This window comes from Pediococcus damnosus, from assembly GCF_001437255.1.
Lineage (GTDB): Bacteria > Bacillota > Bacilli > Lactobacillales > Lactobacillaceae > Pediococcus > Pediococcus damnosus.
Genome location: NZ_JQBD01000005.1, coordinates 15,572 through 35,833, shown reverse-complemented (window position 1 = coordinate 35,833; position 20,262 = coordinate 15,572). Strand labels below are relative to the sequence as shown.

Below are 20,262 nucleotides of genomic sequence, written 5' to 3'. Positions count from 1 at the left end.
TAAAATTAATTTTCGTGCCAAACGAATTTATTTGCAGTTGTCATTTCAAAACCGTTTTGTTGTAAAAAGGTGCCCAATTGGCGACTCTTTGTTTCACAGCTGAGATTACCACTACTCTGGTTTTTAACTATATCTAATAGCTCATTAGATATGCCAAGTCCTTTTTTTACAGGATCTACTAGCAGTTCAATTAGTTGATGGTCGTTAAAAATAGTAACACCATAGATGACTCGTTCGTTAAAACTAGTTACAATGCGCATTTCATATTTTTTGGCTAACACATTTTTAAAATGGTTAACCTGGTCATCAAAATTGTCGGTCCCCAAATTTCCGAATGTGCGTTGCGAAACTTTGCGCATAACAGTAACTGTTTTTTTGGCAAATTTTGGTGAATAAGCTTTTATTTTATATTGTTCAGTAGACATCCTTTTTCCCTCAATACAATTTATAAATTTAATTAACAGATTCTATCTTAGCACAAAACACTTCTAAAGCTCAAAACCCATTTTCTTCATAATCTTCCAACATTAGGTTAAATTCCTGATCATCTGGAACGAGTTTTAAATATGCTTTTAAAGCTTTAACGGTCCAATCATCTGAACCAACCTGTCGGAAAAAGTAAACGGCGGCATGCAAAAAGTCAGCATTATTTGTGAAAAACGGAAAAGCATTTTGATATGCTGTTTGTGCCTCTTTGAAATTTTCAAGATGTTCTTCAGAAACCGCAGTATTCCAATAAATTTGAGGATCCAAATCGTTTTCTTGAATATAAGGCTGCAGTAAATCTTTATTATCCTGATAACGCTGTTGCTGAATGTATAAGTTGCTAAGTTCGACAACTGCATGCATTTGTTCAGGATTAATTTTAATTGCTTTTTTCAAGTAGTGTTCGGCTTCATCAAACTTCTGTAATTGCGTAGCTAAACGAGCAGCCTGAACAAAGAGATCCTCGTTATATTCATCATAACTAAGGCCTTCTTGAATTGTCTTATAGGCGGCGTCCAAATCACCATTATTTTCCTGTGCTTCTGCCAGAACCGGATATAACGATACATAATCCTGATTAGTATCACGAAGCTGCATCAGCATATCAATGGCACTTGAATAGTTTTTAAGTTGTAAATAAACAAATCCCTGCTGGAATAGAATATCAGGTGTTTTGTCAGAATCCTTAATTTGTTCGAAATAAGCCATACTTGTTTCAAATTTACCCATACCTGCATAGGCTGTTGCTAGTCGAGCAACTAAATTCACTGAGGATAAATTTAAAATACCACGTTTGATTAAAGTTAAATAATAAGCCGTCGCTTTTTTGTAGTTTTGCATCATGTTATAAAACTCTGCAAGAGCAAATAAAACGACCTGTTCGTCAGGAGCTATTTTTTCGGCCTCTAACAGCTTTTGTTCACTAACCTCGTAAAGCTCTTCAGTCTGGTAAAGATCGGCAGAAACAAGCAAAGATTGCAGATAAGCATCCGAATCTGGCTTGACTTGAGAAAGTTGTTGCAATGCATCGTTGGTATTTCCTTGTCCGATTTCGATATCTGCAATATTTACACGTAAAGTATCTTCATCAGGATATTTTTTTAACAGATTCTCGTAAATGCGTTTCGCTTTTCCATCAAAGCCAAGTCCATATAGTTCCTCAGCTAAACTATTTAAAGTATCGTCATCATCTTTTCGCAAAGCCCATCCATATAAACGGTTGCCTTCCTTAATATCACCGCTCTCAAACTTTTTTAAAACTTGTTCCGAATAGCTCATGATATCCACCTTTCAACATAAAATTTGTATCTTCATATTATGCGTTTTTATTAAAAAAATCCAACATAACTTACGCTATGCTGGATTTCTAAATAAAAATGTTTGAAAGATTATTTAACAGCATCTTTCAATGCTTTTCCTGGCTTAAATGCAGGAACTTTGCTAGCAGGAATTTGAATTTCCTTACCAGTTTGAGGGTTACGGCCCTTACGAGCAGCACGTTGACGTACTTCGAAGTTACCAAAACCGATCAATTGTACCTTTTCACCTTTAGCTAAAGTGGATTGAACTGAACCGAAGACAGCGTCAACAGCTGCAGCAGCATCCTTTTTAGTTAAACCAGTTTTTGATGCAACATCATCTACTAATTGAGCTTTGTTTGCCATTATGAATTCACCTCCTAGGTAAAATTAAGTTGATGATCAATCATCAACCTGTCATTTTTGAGTGGTCCAAAAATGACGAAACAATAACCCTGAACGGTATTATTTCAATTTCAAAGATATCACAGGAAAGCTGATATGACAAGGCTTTTAGTGCGATTCATCAAAATAAGCAGCCATTTTAACTAAAAAATAGAAAGATCATTAAAAATTACTTACGACGACGTTCAATTAAATGAATAGGAGTTCCAGAAAAATCAAAAGCTTCACGGATTCGATTTTCTAAGAAACGTTCATATGAAAAATGCATCATATCTGGGTCATTTACAAAAATGACGAATGTTGGAGGCTCTGTACTTACCTGTGTGCCATAGTAAACGCGCAGACGCTTACCATTATCGCTAGGCGTTGGATTGATTGCAATGGCATCCATTAACACATCATTAAGAGTTGATGATTGAACACGACGACGATGGTTCTTATCAACACGTTCAATGAGTTCAGGTAATTGTGAAAGTCGTTGATTAGTAACGGCCGAAACAAAGATAATTGGCGCATAACTAAGATAGGCAAACTGCTCGCGAATTCCCATTTCGAATTCATGAAGTGTGTGATTATCCTTTTTTAAAGTATCCCACTTATTCACAACGATAATAATTCCACGACCAGCCTCATGCGCATATCCGGCAATTCGTTTATCTTGCTCACGAATACCCTCTTCAGCATTTAAAACGACGAGAACCACATTACTGTTATCAATAGCCTTCATTGCCCGCATAACACTATATCTTTCGGTATTTTCGTAAACTTTTCCCTTTTTACGCATACCTGCTGTATCGACCATGGTGAATTTATGTCCTTCAGGCGTTGTAAACTTAGTATCAATCGCATCACGGGTTGTTCCAGCAATATCGGATACAATTACTCGATTTTCCCCCAGAATTGCATTTACAAGCGAAGATTTACCAACATTTGGACGACCAATTAAACTGAATCGAATTGAATCATCTTTTTCTTCTTTTACCTCATCCGGGAATTCCTTTACAATTGCATCTAATAAATCACCTAAACCAAGGCCATGACTACCAGAGATTGGGTAAGGATCGCCAAATCCAAGACTATAAAAATCATAAATTTGTTGACGAAGTTCAGCATTATCGGTCTTATTAACGGCTAAGATAACTGGCTTATTTGCTTTGTATAGAATTCGAGCCACTTTTTCATCAGCATCAGTTATTCCTTCTTTAGCACTTACTAAAAATACAATAACATCAGCTTCGTCAATTGCAATTTCAGCTTGATCCTGAATTTGATTAACAAATGGTTCATCACTGATATCAATACCACCAGTATCGATTACACTAAACTCATGACCAACCCATTCACTATGGGCGTATATTCGATCACGAGTAACACCGGGAGTATCTTCAACAATCGAAATTCGATCGCCAACAACCCGGTTAAAAATTGTTGATTTTCCCACATTGGGACGGCCAACAATGGCAACAACTGGATTTGCCATAGTAGAACCTCACTTTCTAGTTTATAAAAAAGGCTGTGAAATAATCACAGCCTCAGTAATTGTTATTTTAAATTACTTTTTGTCATTATCAGCTTGGCTATCTTTAAGTGCTTTGCCAACTAAATCACCTAATGTAAATCCTGTACTTTCCTCAGGAGCATTGTTACGGTAGTTATTTGCTGCCGGACGTTTGCTTCGAGAATTGTTGTTATTATTATTAGAGTTATGTTTTGGTTCAGACTTAGGAGCTTCTTCTAAAGCCTTGATTGAAAGTGCCAAACGATGTGCATCTGGATGAACTTCCAAAACTTTGACCTTAATTTTATCTCCGGTCTTCAAAACATCACTAGGATCGTCAATATGTTCATGAGAAATTTGAGAAATATGAACTAAACCTTCAACACCTGGGAATACTTCAACAAAAGCACCAAAGTCAGTTAAACGTCTAACAGTACCTTCAATAACAGAACCTGCTGGAGCTTTTTCTTCAATATCGTCCCAAGGTCCAGGCAATGTTTGTTTCAATGACAATGAAATACGGCCACGTTCTTCATCAATTGAAAGAACCTTAACGTTGATTTTTTGACCAACCTTTAACTTATCTGAAGGCTTGTTAACATGCTCATAAGCGATTTCAGAAACATGAACCAATCCATCAACACCACCAAGGTCAACAAAAGCACCAAAGTTTGTTAAGCGAGCTACAGTTCCCTCAACGATGTCTCCTGCTTTTAGATGCTCCATTAATTCCTTACGTTTAGCAGCATTTTCTGCTTGAACAATTGCTTTATGTGACAAGATTAAGCGGTTTTCAGCTGGATCAACTTCAACAATCTTTAACTTTAAAGTTTGACCTTTATAAACGCTTAGATCTTCAACATAACGATCTTCAATCATTGATGCAGGAATAAATCCACGAACACCAGCATCAACGACTAAGCCACCTTTAACAACTTGGGTAACAGGTGCTTCAATCTCTTCACCAGCATCGGCTTTCTTCTGAATATCGTCCCAAACTTTGCGAGCTTCGATACGTTTGTGAGAAAGTAAGTAACTGCCACCCTCTTTGTCATTTCCAATTTTAGAAATAACAACAAGATCTAACTTGTCACCAACTTTAACAGCATCATTAATATCATCGATATGAGCAGTTGAGAGCTCACGCAATGGAACAACACCTTCAACACCAGTACCTTCAATACCTACAATAGCTTGTTTATCATCGTCAATGTCTAATACTTCTCCAGTAACGACATCACCAACTTTTACATCTTCTACACTGTTAAGTGCATTTAATAAATCATTATTTTGACCTGATTCGTTTTCACTCATTACGAATTTCCTCCTTAAGAACACTATACTAATCTATCATAGCTGAAATTAACAATAAAAGCTAGTTAAATAAATTAGAATTCTCATTTTATTTTTAAATTAATAATTTTAGTAATCTCTTTAACAACTTGTTCAATGGTCATTGAAGTCGTATCAACTTCGATTGCATCACCTGCTTTTGTTAAGGGTGATGTTTTTCTGGTTGAATCTTTTCGATCACGAGTTTCAATCTCGTCTTTCAGCTGTGACAATGGTGTATTGATTCCCTTAGCGATGTTTTCCTTATATCGTCGTTCGGCGCGTTCATCAACACTAGCGATTAAAAATATTTTAACTTGAGCATTGGGCAAAACTGCAGTTCCAATATCACGCCCATCCATCACAATGCTACTTTTAGCCGCTATCTCTCGTTGGCGCTCAACTAATTCTGTGCGGATGCTAGGCAAACTAGCTACTGTTGAAACAGAATTAGTAATTTTTGGTTGTCTGATATCTTCAGTTACTTCTGAATCATTTACAAAAACATGCTGAACTGGTTCGCCAGGTTTAAAGGATATCTTTGTTTGTTTTAGCATTGTTAAAATTTTTGATTCGTCAGTGAGTGCAATTTTATTGTGCATGGCTTGCAATGTAACTGCACGGTACATTGCACCTGTATCACAATAAATATAACCGAATGAAGTTGCTACTAATTTGGCAACAGTACTTTTTCCAGCAGATGCTGGTCCATCGATTGCAACCTGGATATTCTGCTTTTCCATGTATAAAACGACCCCTTATTAGTTATTTTACCCGCAAACGTTGGCCGGGTTCCAATTCAGAACTACTTGTTAATCCATTGAGTTCCATTAGCTTTTGTTGTGAAATACCATTATTAACTGCAATTCTGTACAATCCCTCTCCAGCAGGAACTGTGACATATTTCTTTTCTGTATTGCTTGAGCTACTGGAACTTGAGCTACTAGAACTTGAACTGCTGGAACTTGAGCTGGAAGAACTTGAACTGGTTGAGGACTTCGCAGCTTTGGAATTAGATGCAGCTATTGAACTACTTTTAGCGGTTTGGCTAGAAGCACTTTGCGCTTTTGATTTACTTTCACTAACAGAGTCAGCCACTTTTTTTAAGGCTTTTTCGGCAGATGCATCAGCAATCTTTTTGCTAGAAGCATTTGCCTTTTTTTTGGAGGAGGCAATTTGAGCATCGGTTTGTGGCCGGTTAAAATTATTTTGATTATGTTTATAGACCACAATTGGTGAAATAAACAATAAAACAATTACAATTCCAACGAATGTGATAATTAGTTTGGTATATCGATGCGACTTTCTGTTTGCACTTCTTGACGGTTTATCCGTCGTAAATTGATCTGTATCAGTTTCTTGGTTCTTCCTATTCTTATTTTCAGAATCATTGTTATTATTTTGACTCATTTTCATTCCTCCTAGAAAACTACCAGAACAATTGTAACATATTGACTAAATTGCGTGGTTATTTTTTGGATGAAAATAATTGTTCTAGGCGCATTTGCCATGGAACTAATTGTTTTTTTACATCTGACACATCTTGTTTGTTAGGGACTGTATCTAAATGAAGTTGTTTAATTTTTTCTAACGCTTGATCAGTTGCACAACAATTTTGTGAATGTTCATTAAATTGTTCATCAAAATAAGCAAGTAATTTTGTCCGTAAACAATCGGTTTCGTTAATGTAATCTAGCATACTTACCAGACTAGTTTGTTTTGCCAATTGACGCGTTTGAAAAATTTGAGTAACGTCCTCTGATGTTTTCCTTTGATCATGGTAATAGGTAAGTAATTGCCTTTGATCATCATCAAACGAAGCACGACTCTCTGGTTGATGAAAAAATGTTTGAATATTGGCAGCACTTGGTAGTCCCATTAAGTTTAGGGTACTTGGGATATACTCATCACCCGGAGCGTAAAGTAAAATAGCGATACTGGCCCTTTGATCACGTCCAGCTCTTCCAATTTCTTGGAGATAATTTTCTAGGTTCCCTGGCATGTGGTAATGAATTACAAAACGAACGTTGTCTTTATCGATCCCCATACCAAAGGCACTGGTCGCACATATTAGTTCAATATTTCCATGCATAAATTGTTGTTGAATCCGATATCGATCTTGTAAATCGATATCGGCATGGTATGCAGCCGTTGTTCGTCCAGTCTTCTGTGCAATTAATTCAGAAATTTGATTGGCAATTTTTTTGCTAGAAAAATAAATAATTCCAGATCCTTTGAGAACTGAGATTAAATCCAATAATTTCTCGTTTTTTTCTGTTAATGACGCGCAGTGTTCAACGTCTAGAAAAATATTTGGACGATCAACGGAATGAACAACTTGTATGACATCTGATACTGCAAATCCCATTTTTTCGATAATATCTTTTCTGACAGCTGGTTTGGCTGTTGCCGTAAGCATCAAAGTAGTCGGTGATCCTATGTGGCGAACGAGATCTTTTAGTTTTAAATAAGCTGGGCGAAAATCAGGCCCCCACTGTGATAGACAATGTGCTTCGTCTATGACAAATAAACCACAATTAATTTGGTCTAGCTCTAATCTAACATCTGGTTGGTCCGCCATTTCTGGAGAAACATATATAAAACGATAATTACGTAAATGTTTTAAGGCAAACTGGCGTTGATTGTGATCTAATTTCGAAGTTAGGCCAATCACGCGCTTTTCCCCTAGGCGATTTAAACGAGCAACTTGATCATCAATTAAAGAAATTAACGGTGAAATTACAATGATCGGCCGATTAATTAAGTACCCAAATAGCTGATAAATTAAGGATTTACCAGTGCCTGTTGGCAGAACGGCTAGCACATTTTTTCGGTTACAAAGTCGTTGAATGATTTCTAATTGACCTGATTTAAATTCTGAAAAGCCAAATTTTGTTTGAAGTGTTTTGTAAATTTGATCATTATGAATTTTCATTTTTGGGTTCGATCCTCCCGAATTTGTAATAAGCGAAATTCAAAAAAAGAAAATTCCGGGACTAACTCATTAACAACTGAAAATTGCCATTGTAAGACAGGATTATTCTGTAAATAGTTATGTAGATTTGTTGGAAGTGGTGCCGATAAAAAAGATTGAAATGGGAAATCTTTGATCAAAATGGCGGCTTCTAGTAAATGCTCTCTTACAGTATTAACTTTAATGTGGCGTTTTTGAGCAATTTTTTCGATTGAAAAATTATTCAAAAACAACTGATATGTTACTTCACTACTCATTGAAAGTGGCGAATCAGCAAGCCAAGGGGTAACTAAGTTTTGACACAAAGGGTGAGTTTGGGAGTTATCGTCAGATGCCCACCAAATGAATTCAGTCATAAGCGCGAGATCTATTATTTTCCACTCAAATGAATTAAGCGATAAATCAGTTTTTATCTGGTGATCTGTCAGGCCAAAGCTGTTGTGGCCCACAAAACTAGCTACAAATGCATCCGCGCTTTTATTATCAAGAGTTTTCAAAAACTCAGATAATTCCTGCTGAAATTTATTAGGTAATTCTGGTGATTTGTTCTGACGAAACCAGCGTTTGCAAAAGTTCATGACTCGTCCAGAGTACTGCAAGGGATAATAACGGTTGTTTTTGAATGCAAATTCAGAAATAATTTGAACAGTTAAGTTCAAACAATCTTTAATGGTTTCAATATTAGTATATAAGCCAATTCCTTTAAATTGGAACTGAAAGTTTTTTGAGAGATTAGTTTCCTTACGTAACTTTCCAGTATCTGTAAGACGTACTTCTTTATCTTGGACTTCAATAAAACCATCTTGTTTGAATTTTTTTTGAAAATGATCAAAATTTTCATTATTTAATTTAGGAAACAAATCAAAAAAAGGCAGAAGACCGTATTGCATTCCCCAAAAAAGATTGGAAACGGTTCTTCTCCCTATTAAATTGTTGAGGATAACTTTTGGTCGTCGCCATTCAGAACGTGAATAAAATTGTAGTAAAAAATCTGAAAAATCAAAGTCTTTATTCATAGTATTTACCGCTTTAGTAAACGCGTAACTTCATTTAACTTTAAAGAACGCCATTCACCTGACTGCAGGCCATCTAAAGTTAAGAAACCATATTTTTCTCGTTTGAGTTTGATGACCGGATGACTAATTTTATCAAACATTTTTTTAACCTGATGATTACGACCTTCATGAATTGTAATTTCAACGACAGCTGTTTTTTTATTTAAATCTGTACTGATGACCTTTGTTTTGGCCGGTGCAGTTACTTTTTTATCAATTCGAACGCCATGACGTAATTTTTCCATTTGATCATTCGTAGGAATTCCTTCAACTTTTGCAACATAAGTTTTTTCAAATTTATATTTAGGATGGGTTAATTTATTAGCTAATTGTCCATCGTTAGTCATTAGTAAAATGCCAGACGTATCATAATCTAGTCGTCCAACTGGATAAATTCGTTGCTGAACATCAGGAAAATAACTCATGACGGTCTTACGCTTTTTTTCATCCTTAACACTCGAAATGACCCCTCGAGGTTTATAGAATAAAAGATAGACCAACTTTTCTCTTTGAAGAGGAATTCCATTGACTTCGATGTGATCATCATTATCAACTTTTGTTCCCAATGTTTTGATCTGCTTACCATTAACAGTCACATTTCCAGCAGTAATTAATGTTTCTGATTTTCTTCGTGACGCAACCCCAGCTTCTGCCATAACTTTTTGTAAACGTTCACTTGCCATTTTTGTCGTCCTCGTTTTCATGTAGTTTTTCATTGAATTGTTTTAAATAAAGATCCTTTGTATCAGATGAATTATCAGGCTGAATGTTTGGTAGAGCTGGTAATTGATCAATTGCGTTTAGACCAAAATAGTCTAAAAAGTAATCAGTTGTAGCATAAAGAATGGGTCTTCCAGGTTCATCAAGGCGGCCGGCTTCTTTAATTAAGTTTCTGATTGTTAATTTTTGAAGAATTGTCCCACTTTGAACGCCCCTGATATCGTCAATTTCAAGTCTCGTGATTGGTTGTTTATAGGCAACAATTGCAAGGACTTCCAAAGAAGCTGGCGAAAGTTTTGTTAATTGAGGTGCATCAAAATAATTTTTTATAACATCGGACGTTTCAGGCTTGGTGGCTAGTCGAAAGTTATTTCCAAAATGAAGTAATGTTAATGCTGAATCAGAGTCCTCTTTATATTTTTTAGCTAATTTTTCGAGCATAGTAGAAACTGCAGGACGCATAAATCCAGTCATTTCAGAAAGGTCACTTAAGCTAAGTCCGTCTTCACCGCTCACAAATAAAAGAGCTTCAATTTTTTCAATATTACTGATCATTTGCCTTATCACCCGGATTAAATAATTTAATGGTACCTAATTGCGTGGGTTGCTGAAAACTAATTTGTTGCTTTTTGACTAATTCTAGCATTGCCATAAAAGTAACCACCAAATTTGTAGAACTAACGTGATTTTCAAATAAGGAATCAAAGGTTATGCCTTGCGGATGTTTAATTAAGCTGTTTTTAATCATGTGAATTCGTTCCGTAACGGAAATTGAATCTTCAGCGATAGTTCTGTGAATTGGTTGAGACTGTTCATGCTTAATTAAAACATGTTCAAATGCTTGTTTAAGAGCCTGCACGGTTAATCCTGGTGCAAGATGGGCCAGCTGCATACCTTCAGGAACAGAAGCTTCTTCTCTTGTAAAGTAATGGTGGCGCTTGTCTTCCCTTGTGTGTAGTTCTTTGGCCGCTTGTTGGTATTTTTGATACTCTACAAGCTGAGAAACCAAATCTTGACGAGGATCTTCTTCTTCATCAATGTCATCATCGGTACTAGGTTCATTAGGTAAAAGTAGTTTACTTTTAATCCGCATTAAAGTAGCCGCCATAATTAAATATTCACCCGCAATATCTAATTTAAGTTGTTGATTTACATGCAAATATGCTAAATATTGCGCTGTGATTTCGGAAATCTGAATATCATAAATATCCATTTTAGCCTGTTTGATAAGGTGTAATAACAAGTCTAGTGGCCCTTCAAAATCGTTAATTTTTACATTTGGTAATTGTTCAGGAAAATCATTCTCCATGTTGATCAAACTTTCTTTTTTCCCATCGCGCTAATGCCGGAGAGGTTTCTAAAGTGCCCATCATTTGCAAATCAGGATAATAATTAGTTAAGGAATTGAAAATATCTTGTTCATTGCCTTCTGTTTGTTGTTGTGGAATAAAGGCTAAGTGATGGATCATTAAGTATTGGTCTTGTTTCTCTACACCAACTAATCCAATGAAATCACCGGCTTCGTTTTTTTGAAGATATAAGTTACGATCGTCACTCGAAGCGTACCAATCTAGTTCTTTGTTAATTCGATCGATATCTTTTAAATCTGGAATAAATGAAAGCAATCCCATAGCAATTTTTTGAAAAGAATCTCTATATTTTACTAACAAGTTGAACTCAGCCTCCTAAGGGTCTGTTTCAATTCAAATTTATAAACATTACTAACAACTTTACCATATTTTAAGGATTGCCACAATTTTGTCTAAGCTCTGGGGTGGTATTTGTTATAAACCTCAGTCAGATGCTTTTTTGTAACATGAGTGTATATTTGCGTTGTTGAAATATCAGAATGCCCCAATAATTCTTGCACAGTTCGTAAGTCTGCACCGTTTTCTAATAACGTAGTTGCAAATGAGTGCCGAAGCGTATGTGGAGTAACATTTTTTGTAATTCCAGCTTTTTTTACGATTGCTTTTAGGTTTTTCCAGATTCCCTGCCGCGTCAATTGTTTACCATGATTATTTAGAAATACGAAAGGACAATCTTGGCCTCGCAATAATTGTTTACGAGCGCCTGACAAGTAGACAGTTAGCCAATGAATGGCGACATCGCCAATAGGCATAATTCGTTGTTTATCTCCTTTTCCAATTGTTGAAATAAGCCCCATTTCCAAACGAAGATCATCCAATTTTAAATTGACTGTTTCGCTGACTCGTAAGCCAGTGGCATACATAACTTCTAGTAAAGTTCTGTCTCTAATTCCAAGAGGCTTATTTGTATCGGGGACTCTTAAAATAGCCTCAATTTCTTTGCTGCTGAGAACCTGAGGTAAGTGATGGGCAGATTTAGGCGTATCTATTTTTAGCATTGGATCTGCTGTTATTTTATTTTGCATTAACAAATAATGAAAAAACTGACGAAGACTAGTTACCGCGTGAATAATTGAGTTTCGTGATTTTTGTTGTTCATCACAGTATTTTAAATAATTCAAAATTGTATAGCGATCAATTTTATTGAATTCAGTAATTTTTTGAGTCTTTAAGAAATCAAAAAATTCAGTTAACTCCTGCCGATAGGAAAAGATTGTATTTTTAGCAAGCCCTTGTTCAACAACCAGAGCATGTAAATAATCTTGAAGATCATTATTCATTATTGTTCAACTCTACTCTTCAGTTTTTAGTTTTAATTCTGTTTTTGTCTCAGTTATGACTCCGGCTTTCAATAAATGACCGACCGCACGCTTAAACTGGCCCTTACTAATGCCAAATTCGGTCTTAATTGCTGCTGGGTCGCTTTTGTCGGTAAATGGCAACGAATGATCCTCGTTATGTTGTAACAATGCCAGCAACATGGCAGCATCGTCTCCAATCGCTTCATAACTACGCGGTTTTAGGGAAAGGTTTAATGTTCCATCAGGATGAATGCCAATCACTCGGGCAGAGACTTCTTCACCCAAGCGGGGTTCTTGTTCACGCTCATCAGGATGAACGAAGCCAAGATAGTAATCACTTGTAATGACAAGTGTCCCTACTAATTTTAGTCGATACACTGTTGCTTTTAGATTTTGGTTTTTCATGGTTTTAGGTGCAGGCTGAGAAATTTCTTGGAATGTCGTTTCATCAGCCAAATTAGCCCATAACCGATTTTTGTTATCCAAACTGAGACTGACCATTAATCGATCACCCTTTTGTGGCCAAAGGCTTTTGATCGTTGGCAACTCATCTAACGACACAACAATATCCTTGTTAGGTAAACCAATGTTGACAAAAACGCCAAGGTCACGGCGGCTTTGAACAACAGTTCCGAATCCCATACGACCAATTTGAATTTTTGGAATCTTTGAAGTGATTTGTAATTTATGATCCTCATTTTCATAAGCGAATCCTTTAAAATGTCCCCCAATGTGTAAAGGCTCAACTTGTTCTGCTTTGTCTAACTGAAAAACAGAACCAGAATTTTGTAAGAAATAATATTTTTCATTTTCATCAGTCATTTTAGTATCAATAACGCGTCCTAATAAATTGTTCATGTTTAACTCCTCAAATATGTTAAATTTTTATGTTTAGTAATTGAATAATGCAAAACGCAATCCCGGAAGCAATAATCGGACCAGCTGCAATTCCTTTTAATAAAACGACCCCGAGAATTGTTCCGAATACAAGCGCAACCGTTACCTCGGGTGAAACGGCAAGAAATCCGACACCACGTGCGGAAAGAATTGACACTAATATACCACAAAAGACGGCAATCCAGCCAACTGGCGATTTAAAGGAATTTAATAGATCTTGGAAACTAATCTTCCCAGTTGCAATTGGAATTAAAATAGCAACGGAAATAATCGTTACGCCCCAATTAATCCCCTGTTTTTCTACTAACTGGAAAAGTTTATCTGTATTTGGGATTGCTTTGATTATAAGAACAACGGCTGTTGCAACGATAAGGGATTGGTTCTTACCCCAAATTGCAATTAATAAAATGCCAATTAAAAATAGCCAGCTTTCCATTTAGATTATCCTTTCGTTGATGTGCTATGTATTAAAAAGACCGCTGTCTAAAAACAGCGGTCTTTCCAGTAAAGAAACTACTTTTATAAATAAACCTTAGATAGCGTTTGAAGCACCATGATAGATAACTCCACGACGTGAATCAACAGTAATTAATTCATCATCTGAAAGGATTGATGTTGCATTTTGTACCCCAACAATAACAGGAATTCCCATTGAGATACCAACAACAGCAGCATGAGAAGTTAAACCACCATTTTCAACTACAAGTGCGCTAGATTTTTCAATTGCAGGTAAGTAATCTTTGTCAGTTGTCTTTGTAACAAGGATACCGCCTTCAACAGCTTTATCATTAGCTTCTTTTGCAGAAGTTGCAATGACTGCTTTACCAATAACTGTTTCATCGCCAACACCTTGACCAGTTGCTAACTTAGAACCAATTAATTGTAATTTCATCATATTAGTTGTTCCACGTTCGCCAACTGGAACACCAGCAGTGATAAGGATTAAGTCGCCTTCTTTGGCAAAGCCTAAGTCAACAGCTTTGTTAGCAGCTAAATCAAACATATCATCTGTTGTTGCTGGTTTGTCAGCTACGATTGGATGAACGCCCCATTCAACTGTTAATCCACGACGAGTACGTTCGTCAAATGTAATTGCTAAAATGTCAGCATTTGGACGGTACTTAGAAATCATCTTTGCAGTATAGCCAGATTCTGTGGCAGCAACAATTGTTTTAACACCTAAGTTCTTTGCAGCACGTGCAACAGCGGCACCAATTGTTTCTGTAACATCACTTTGGTCAAACTTGTTGATCTGTAAGTTACCATCTTCAGCCATAGCATTTTCAGCTTTTTCGTTGATTTTAGCCATTGTTGAAACAGCTTCAACAGGATAAGCACCATTAGCACTTTCACCAGAAAGCATTGTAGCATCTGTTCCATCCCAAACGGCATTAGCAACATCAGATGCTTCAGCACGTGTTGGACGTGGGTTTTCAATCATTGAATCTAACATTTGAGTAGCTGTAATAACAGGCATACCAAGTGCATTACATTTCTTAATTAATGATTTTTGAACCAAAGGAACATTTTCTGCTGGAATTTCAACACCCATGTCTCCACGAGCAACCATAATTCCATCAGCAACCTTCAAGATTTCATCAGCATTGTCAATACCTTCTTGTGATTCGATCTTAGGGAAGATTTGAACATCTGTCATATTCTCTTCTTCTAAAAGTTGACGAATATCAAGAACATCTTGAGGTTTACGAACAAAACTTGCAGCAATAAAGTTGATATTCATGTTTTCACAACCAAAACGAATATCACTTGAGTCTTTTTCAGTAATCCCAGGAAGGTTGATTGAAACGCCAGGTGCATTAGTTCCCTTACGAGAGCCAAGAACACCATTGTTCATTGCATGAACAACTAATTCTTTGTTTGCTTCATCTTTTTCATCAACTTTAAAATCAAGTAAACCATCATCAAACAATACATGGCCACCGACATGAACATCATCATATAAACCAGCATAAGTAACAGCAATCTTGTCTTTAGTTGTATCTAATGAATCATCCATTGAGATGCGTGCTTTGTCGCCAGTATGATATTCTTGATTGCCATCTTTTTGAACTGTTGTCCGGATTTCTGCACCCTTTGTATCCAATAAGATACCAACAGTTTTACCAGTGATTTTTTCTGCTTCCATAACTTTGTTATAGCGGTCTAAATGCTCTTCATGATCACCATGTGAAAAGTTGAAACGGAAAATATTTGCACCAGCCTCAATTAATTTAACAATCGTATCTACTGATGTACTTGCAGGACCAAGTGTTGAAACAATCTTGGTTTTCTTCATAACTATATCTCTCCCTTGATTAGTTTATAAAAAGACTTTAACGTCGTTTTTACCTATATTTATAAAACGTACTACTAAAATTATTTAAACGATAAATCGTTGTTTAATTCGAACAAAGATGAATCTGGTTTATGTTTTGAATTAAACAAATCGGTAATGTCATGTGCTTGAATTTTGTTATCAAGGATTCCAACGGCTAAACCGCCTTTGCCCTCAAGTAACAAGTCAACTGCATAAGCTCCCATTTTGCTTGCAAGAACTCGATCACGAGCAGTTGGACGGCCACCACGTTGAACATGACCTAAAACAACTGCACGAGCATCAAAATCACCATATTTCTTCAATTCTTCAAGGAATGCTGGTGCAGCATCAGAGTTTGCATCGCCTTCAGCAATAACTACGATACCGTAATCTTTACCATCTACGCGATTCTTCTTAAGCTTTTCAGCAATTTCCTTAACGTCAGTGTCATAACCTGGAGCAACAATTGCATCCGCTCCAGTGGCAACACCAGCCCAAAGAGCAATATCAGCAGCTTCACGTCCCATGACTTGGACAGCGAAGACACGTTGATGACTTTTGGCTGTATCACGAATTTTATCGATTGCTTCAACAGCCGTGTTTAAAGCTGTATCAAAACCAATTGTGAAATCTGTGTAAGGAATATCATTATCAATAGTCCCTGGCAGACCAATCGTGTTATAACCATGTTCAGTTAAACGAAGCGCTCCGTGATAAGAGCCATCGCCACCTATAACAACTAAAGCGTCAATACCGAACTTCTTTAGTTGCTCAATTCCCTTTAATTGTCCTTCTACTTGGGCGAATTCGGGATAACGAGCTGAGTACAACATTGTACCGCCTTCGTCAATCGAATCGTCCAAATCAGTGGCAGAGAATTTATGAATATCACCAGCAACTAATCCGGCGAAACCATAATTAATTCCATATGCTTCCAAGCCATTACTAAGTGCCTTTCGCGCAACTGCACGGATAGCAGCGTTCATTGCTGGCGCATCACCACCACTGGTCAAAATACCAATGCGTTTCATTTCTTCACCTCAAGCAAAAAATTATTTAAATATCTTAACTTCATTACTGATTTTAACACTTTTGAAATTGAATGTCTCCAATCTTGATAAAAAACATCCGGAACAAATCCCTAGATATCGGTACTTTTGATTGATTGCAAAACGACATTCTCTTTACCCAACAAGCTTGTAAGCGCTGAATTAGTTTTTTCAGAATTTGAAGCCCAAAACCGTTTTTCCAACAAAACCTTTTTATCGTTAAATGGATAAAAAAGTAACACAGGAACTGGACCCGGATTGGTTTGCAGAATTGTTCTTAATTGTTGCTCTTTAGTTGTGATGTCGTCGGATTCATTAAAACGTAAAACCCAGCGTTGTTTAGGTTGTTTTATCGATAACTGGCTGGCAAGTTGAATGTGATTAGCAACAACTTGTAACCCATTACGCTCATCAACTTTTCCTTGAATAAGCAGAACTTTTCCCTTTTTAAGCATGTCGGTTGCTTGCTGATATTGCTCAGGGAAAACTGTAATGTCAATTTCTCCTGTCAAATCACTACCGGTTATAAAAGCCATTTGAGTACCACGTTTTGTGCGAATAACGCGCATTTTAGTCATATAAATTAAACAAGTTACGGATTGATTAACTGCCAAATCAATAATATTTGTAATTTTGAACTTTGTTCGCAACTGATTATATTGTTCAACTGGATGACCAGAAAGATAAGCACCTAAAATTTCGTTTTCTTTTTGAAGTTTTTCTTCCAAAGATAAATCAGGCTTTCTTACAATCTTTGGAGTTAATTTTTCAAACAAACTCATACTACTACCACTTAAAGCTACACCGTTTAGCAAATCTGGTAGGACTTGTAATAATTCGGCTCGGTTATATCCAAAAGAATCAAACGCTCCTGCATAAATCAAGGATTCCATTAAATCCTGTTTTAACCATTTGGTCGGAATTCGTTGCAAAAATGCCTGTAAATCTTTGAAAGGACCATTTTGTTTGCGTTCTTGAAGGACATCAGTGATGAAATCACGTCGTGCTCCCTTTATACAGGCTAAGCCAAAAATAATTTGACCATCTTTTAGAATAAAGTAAGCCTGACTCAGGTTAACATTAGGTGCAAGAACTTTTACGCCGTGTTGTCTAGCTTCCATCAAATAACGTTTAATTTGGCTTGGATTATTAATAACTGAATTGAGTAAGGCCGCAAAAAAAGCAGCTGGATAATGTGCTTTCAAAAAAGCCAATTCAAATGCTAACTTAGAATAAGCAACCGCATGTGATTTATTAAAACCATAATTAGCAAATTTCTCAATATAATCATAAACCTGAATGGCGGTATCTTTTGAGTATCCTTTATGACTTGCTCCTGAAATAAACTTGGTTTTCATATCATCAATAACTGTTCGTTTCTTTTTGCTCATGGCTCGCCGTAACAGATCGGCTTCCCCAAGTGAAAATCCACCCATTACGGAGGCTACTTGCATAACTTGTTCTTGGTACACAAGAATTCCGTATGTGCCCTTTAAAATTGGTTCTAAACTGGGATCTAGATGCTGAACTGGTTCAAGTCCCTTTTTTCGTTTAATAAATGTTTCAATATTTTCCATTGGACCTGGACGGTATAGTGCATCCACGGCAGCAACTAATTCAAAAGTTTCTGGATGTAATTGCTGTAAAACATTACGAATTCCGCTAGACTCAAACTGGAAAACACCAGTTGTGTCCGCATTTTGAAAAAGAGTTAATGTTTTAGGATCATCCAACTTTACATCTGAAATTTTAAAATCAGGCTTACCATTTTTTTGAATAATTTTAATGGCATTTGCCATAATGCTTAAATTTCGCAAACCCAAGAAATCCATTTTTAGAAGACCAAGCGCTTCAACCGTATCTTTTGGATATTGGGTGAGTAATAATTCATCACTACCAGATTGTAATGGAACAACGTCGCTTAAGTTTTGGGCACTTAAAACAACTCCGGCAGCATGGGTTGAATAATGACGTGGAAGCCCCTCAATTTGTTGGGCAATTTCAAATAATAATTTGTTTTTTGAACTATCAGCAATCCAGTTTTGCAATTTCTGTGATTCTTTTACGGCTTCTTTTAATGTAATTTTCAAAACATTTGGAACTAGTTTACTCAAATCATTAATTTCATAAGGTGCCATGCCAAAAACCCGGCCCACATCACGTAATGCCTGTTTAGCAGCCAGCGTTCCGAAAGTAATGATTTGTGAAACATGATTATGACCATACTTATCGTGCACATATTTCAGGATTTCATCCCGTTTGTTATCGGGAATATCAAGATCAATATCCGGCATTTGTGAACGCTCAGGATTTAGAAAACGTTCAAATAATAAATCATACTGGAGAGGATCAACATCTGTAATCTGCAGAGTATAAGCCACAAGTGATCCAGCCGCTGAGCCTCTTCCGGGTCCAGTCGTAATTTCATGATGATGAGCAAAATCCATTACATCCCAAACAATCAAGAAATAATCGTCAAAGCCCATCTGATCAATAACTGATAATTCATGACCTAATCGTTTCTGATAGCTTGCTTTATCAACATTTTGATTTTTCAAACGTTTTTCTAACCCTTTTTGAGTTAATTGGGTTAAATAGGCTTTGGAGTCTAAACCATCAGGAACTGTGAATGCAGGTAATTCAGGCTTTTTAAAGTTTAGAGTCACATTACATTGGTCAGCCACAGCCACGGTCATTTCCATTGCGGAAGTTAAATTGTTTTCTTTGTAGATGGCCTCGTAATCTTTTTCTGGACGTAGCCAGTTATCACCCTGATAATTTTCAAACTGTTCAGGATTTCTGATTGTCTCACCTTTATCGATATCCCTAAGAACCTGCGTGGCAAAATGATCGGTAGAATTTAAATAATTAACCTCGGGCACAACCACTGCACTTGCATGGGTAGTTTGGGCGATTTGTTGAAGGGTATTTTGTAAAACAGTCGATTGCTGAGCATTAACGCCGACTAAAACGCTATTTTCATCGGTTTGAGCCTGAATTTGTTTGATTAATTGTTGAGCAGCTGACGGATCACCGCGCTCGACTAGGGTGACGAGTTCTGAACCTTTTGCAGGGAAAATAACGATTAAATTAGTTAAAAATTCAGCGATTTGTTTATAGTACAGATTAGTATCGGTTGGTTGCGTATTTTTAATTGTACTAATTTTCATCAGATGGCGATAACCAGTTTGATCTTTAGCCAATAATAAAATTGGAAAATGGTTGTCAGAATCGATGCTCCCAAACAAATCCAGTTTCAATCCTAAAATTGGTTTAATGCCTTCTTTTTTGCAAGCATTATAGAAATCAACTAAGCCGTACATAATATTATTATCTGTTAGAGCCAGCGCTTCAAATCCGCGCTTTTTGGCCTCTTTGGCAAGCTCAGTAATTCTGGTTGTACTTTGTAACAAACTAAAACTGCTCATTACTTGTAAAGGTACAAAAGCCATGGTGTCACCTCCTATCGACTGACTTGTTAGTTTCATTATACAAAAGAATCGCCTATAATGAACTAGTTAACTTCTAAGCTAGTTGATTTTTATGAAAATTGTGCTAAA

General features: G+C 36.5%; 19 protein-coding genes. All 19 read right to left on the bottom strand.

The window, feature by feature from the left end; genetic code table 11:
• Positions 1 to 5 precede the first annotated feature (5 nt).
• Positions 6 to 425 carry a hypothetical protein gene (locus tag IV84_RS01275; protein WP_046871109.1) on the bottom strand — a complete coding sequence of 140 codons (420 nt, stop codon included), beginning with the start codon at positions 423 to 425 and terminating at the stop codon, positions 6 to 8.
• A gap of 70 nt (positions 426 to 495) precedes the next feature.
• Positions 496 to 1,764, bottom strand: coding sequence for a tetratricopeptide repeat protein (locus tag IV84_RS01270; protein ID WP_056985998.1), 1,269 nt, complete (start codon positions 1,762 to 1,764; stop codon positions 496 to 498).
• 110 nt (positions 1,765 to 1,874) lie between these two features.
• The gene (locus IV84_RS01265; protein WP_046871107.1) at positions 1,875 to 2,150 is read right to left on the bottom strand and encodes an HU family DNA-binding protein; all 276 of its coding nucleotides are present in this window, start codon (positions 2,148 to 2,150) and stop codon (positions 1,875 to 1,877) included.
• Between the two features lie 208 nt (positions 2,151 to 2,358).
• Positions 2,359 to 3,669 (bottom strand): ribosome biogenesis GTPase Der, encoded by a 1,311-nt coding sequence (der, locus tag IV84_RS01260; protein ID WP_046871106.1) that lies wholly within the window; start codon positions 3,667 to 3,669, stop codon positions 2,359 to 2,361.
• A gap of 72 nt (positions 3,670 to 3,741) precedes the next feature.
• Positions 3,742 to 5,001, bottom strand: coding sequence for a 30S ribosomal protein S1 (gene rpsA, locus IV84_RS01255; protein ID WP_046871105.1), 1,260 nt, complete (start codon positions 4,999 to 5,001; stop codon positions 3,742 to 3,744).
• Positions 5,002 to 5,084: 83 nt separating this feature from the next.
• On the bottom strand, positions 5,085 to 5,762 hold the full coding sequence (gene cmk / locus IV84_RS01250; RefSeq protein ID WP_046871104.1) for a (d)CMP kinase: 678 nt from the start codon (positions 5,760 to 5,762) through the stop codon (positions 5,085 to 5,087).
• Between the two features lie 22 nt (positions 5,763 to 5,784).
• Complete coding sequence (locus IV84_RS01245; protein ID WP_046871103.1) at positions 5,785 to 6,429, bottom strand: LysM peptidoglycan-binding domain-containing protein; 645 nt, start codon at positions 6,427 to 6,429, stop codon at positions 5,785 to 5,787.
• A 58-nt stretch (positions 6,430 to 6,487) separates the two neighbouring features.
• Entirely contained in the window at positions 6,488 to 7,954 is a 1,467-nt protein-coding gene (locus tag IV84_RS01240; protein WP_046871102.1) for a RecQ family ATP-dependent DNA helicase, read from the bottom strand.
• Positions 7,951 to 9,009 carry a helix-turn-helix domain-containing protein gene (locus IV84_RS01235; protein ID WP_046871101.1) on the bottom strand — a complete coding sequence of 353 codons (1,059 nt, stop codon included), beginning with the start codon at positions 9,007 to 9,009 and terminating at the stop codon, positions 7,951 to 7,953. Before IV84_RS01235 ends, IV84_RS01240 begins: the two co-directional genes overlap by 4 nt.
• 5 nt (positions 9,010 to 9,014) lie before the next feature.
• Positions 9,015 to 9,731, bottom strand: coding sequence for a pseudouridine synthase (locus tag IV84_RS01230; protein ID WP_046871100.1), 717 nt, complete (start codon positions 9,729 to 9,731; stop codon positions 9,015 to 9,017).
• Positions 9,721 to 10,320, bottom strand: a complete 600-nt coding sequence (scpB, locus tag IV84_RS01225) for an SMC-Scp complex subunit ScpB (protein ID WP_046871137.1) — start codon at positions 10,318 to 10,320, stop codon at positions 9,721 to 9,723. Before scpB ends, IV84_RS01230 begins: the two co-directional genes overlap by 11 nt.
• Positions 10,313 to 11,077 (bottom strand): segregation and condensation protein A, encoded by a 765-nt coding sequence (locus IV84_RS01220; protein ID WP_046871099.1) that lies wholly within the window; start codon positions 11,075 to 11,077, stop codon positions 10,313 to 10,315. The genes scpB and IV84_RS01220 overlap by 8 nt, the downstream gene beginning before the upstream one ends.
• Positions 11,067 to 11,438 carry a hypothetical protein gene (locus IV84_RS01215; RefSeq protein ID WP_046871098.1) on the bottom strand — a complete coding sequence of 124 codons (372 nt, stop codon included), beginning with the start codon at positions 11,436 to 11,438 and terminating at the stop codon, positions 11,067 to 11,069. Before IV84_RS01215 ends, IV84_RS01220 begins: the two co-directional genes overlap by 11 nt.
• Before the next feature lie 92 nt (positions 11,439 to 11,530).
• Positions 11,531 to 12,418: a site-specific tyrosine recombinase XerD gene (gene xerD / locus IV84_RS01210; protein ID WP_046871097.1), complete on the bottom strand. Its 888-nt coding sequence runs from the start codon at positions 12,416 to 12,418 to the stop codon at positions 11,531 to 11,533.
• A 12-nt stretch (positions 12,419 to 12,430) separates the two neighbouring features.
• Entirely contained in the window at positions 12,431 to 13,297 is an 867-nt protein-coding gene (locus IV84_RS01205) for a CvfB family protein (RefSeq protein WP_046871096.1), read from the bottom strand.
• Positions 13,298 to 13,316: 19 nt separating this feature from the next.
• Positions 13,317 to 13,772, bottom strand: coding sequence for a DUF441 domain-containing protein (locus IV84_RS01200; RefSeq protein WP_046871095.1), 456 nt, complete (start codon positions 13,770 to 13,772; stop codon positions 13,317 to 13,319).
• A gap of 96 nt (positions 13,773 to 13,868) precedes the next feature.
• The gene (gene pyk / locus IV84_RS01195) at positions 13,869 to 15,632 is read right to left on the bottom strand and encodes a pyruvate kinase (RefSeq protein ID WP_056985997.1); all 1,764 of its coding nucleotides are present in this window, start codon (positions 15,630 to 15,632) and stop codon (positions 13,869 to 13,871) included.
• An 80-nt stretch (positions 15,633 to 15,712) separates the two neighbouring features.
• Positions 15,713 to 16,684: a 6-phosphofructokinase gene (gene pfkA / locus IV84_RS01190; protein WP_046871093.1), complete on the bottom strand. Its 972-nt coding sequence runs from the start codon at positions 16,682 to 16,684 to the stop codon at positions 15,713 to 15,715.
• Between the two features lie 110 nt (positions 16,685 to 16,794).
• Positions 16,795 to 20,154 (bottom strand): DNA polymerase III subunit alpha, encoded by a 3,360-nt coding sequence (gene dnaE / locus IV84_RS01185; protein ID WP_056985996.1) that lies wholly within the window; start codon positions 20,152 to 20,154, stop codon positions 16,795 to 16,797.
• Between the last annotated feature and the right edge of the window lie 108 nt (positions 20,155 to 20,262).

Coding starts and splice junctions, on each gene's coding strand:
- IV84_RS01275 (WP_046871109.1), bottom strand. CDS start 425: ATGTCTACTGAACAATATAAAATAAAAGCTTATTCACCAAAATTTGCC.
- IV84_RS01270 (WP_056985998.1), bottom strand. CDS start 1,764: ATGAGCTATTCGGAACAAGTTTTAAAAAAGTTTGAGAGCGGTGATATT.
- IV84_RS01265 (WP_046871107.1), bottom strand. CDS start 2,150: ATGGCAAACAAAGCTCAATTAGTAGATGATGTTGCATCAAAAACTGGT.
- der (WP_046871106.1), bottom strand. CDS start 3,669: ATGGCAAATCCAGTTGTTGCCATTGTTGGCCGTCCCAATGTGGGAAAA.
- rpsA (WP_046871105.1), bottom strand. CDS start 5,001: ATGAGTGAAAACGAATCAGGTCAAAATAATGATTTATTAAATGCACTT.
- cmk (WP_046871104.1), bottom strand. CDS start 5,762: ATGGAAAAGCAGAATATCCAGGTTGCAATCGATGGACCAGCATCTGCT.
- IV84_RS01245 (WP_046871103.1), bottom strand. CDS start 6,429: ATGAGTCAAAATAATAACAATGATTCTGAAAATAAGAATAGGAAGAAC.
- IV84_RS01240 (WP_046871102.1), bottom strand. CDS start 7,954: ATGAAAATTCATAATGATCAAATTTACAAAACACTTCAAACAAAATTT.
- IV84_RS01235 (WP_046871101.1), bottom strand. CDS start 9,009: ATGAATAAAGACTTTGATTTTTCAGATTTTTTACTACAATTTTATTCA.
- IV84_RS01230 (WP_046871100.1), bottom strand. CDS start 9,731: ATGGCAAGTGAACGTTTACAAAAAGTTATGGCAGAAGCTGGGGTTGCG.
- IV84_RS01220 (WP_046871099.1), bottom strand. CDS start 11,077: ATGGAGAATGATTTTCCTGAACAATTACCAAATGTAAAAATTAACGAT.
- xerD (WP_046871097.1), bottom strand. CDS start 12,418: ATGAATAATGATCTTCAAGATTATTTACATGCTCTGGTTGTTGAACAA.
- IV84_RS01205 (WP_046871096.1), bottom strand. CDS start 13,297: ATGAACAATTTATTAGGACGCGTTATTGATACTAAAATGACTGATGAA.
- IV84_RS01200 (WP_046871095.1), bottom strand. CDS start 13,772: ATGGAAAGCTGGCTATTTTTAATTGGCATTTTATTAATTGCAATTTGG.
- pyk (WP_056985997.1), bottom strand. CDS start 15,632: ATGAAGAAAACCAAGATTGTTTCAACACTTGGTCCTGCAAGTACATCA.
- pfkA (WP_046871093.1), bottom strand. CDS start 16,684: ATGAAACGCATTGGTATTTTGACCAGTGGTGGTGATGCGCCAGCAATG.
- dnaE (WP_056985996.1), bottom strand. CDS start 20,154: ATGGCTTTTGTACCTTTACAAGTAATGAGCAGTTTTAGTTTGTTACAA.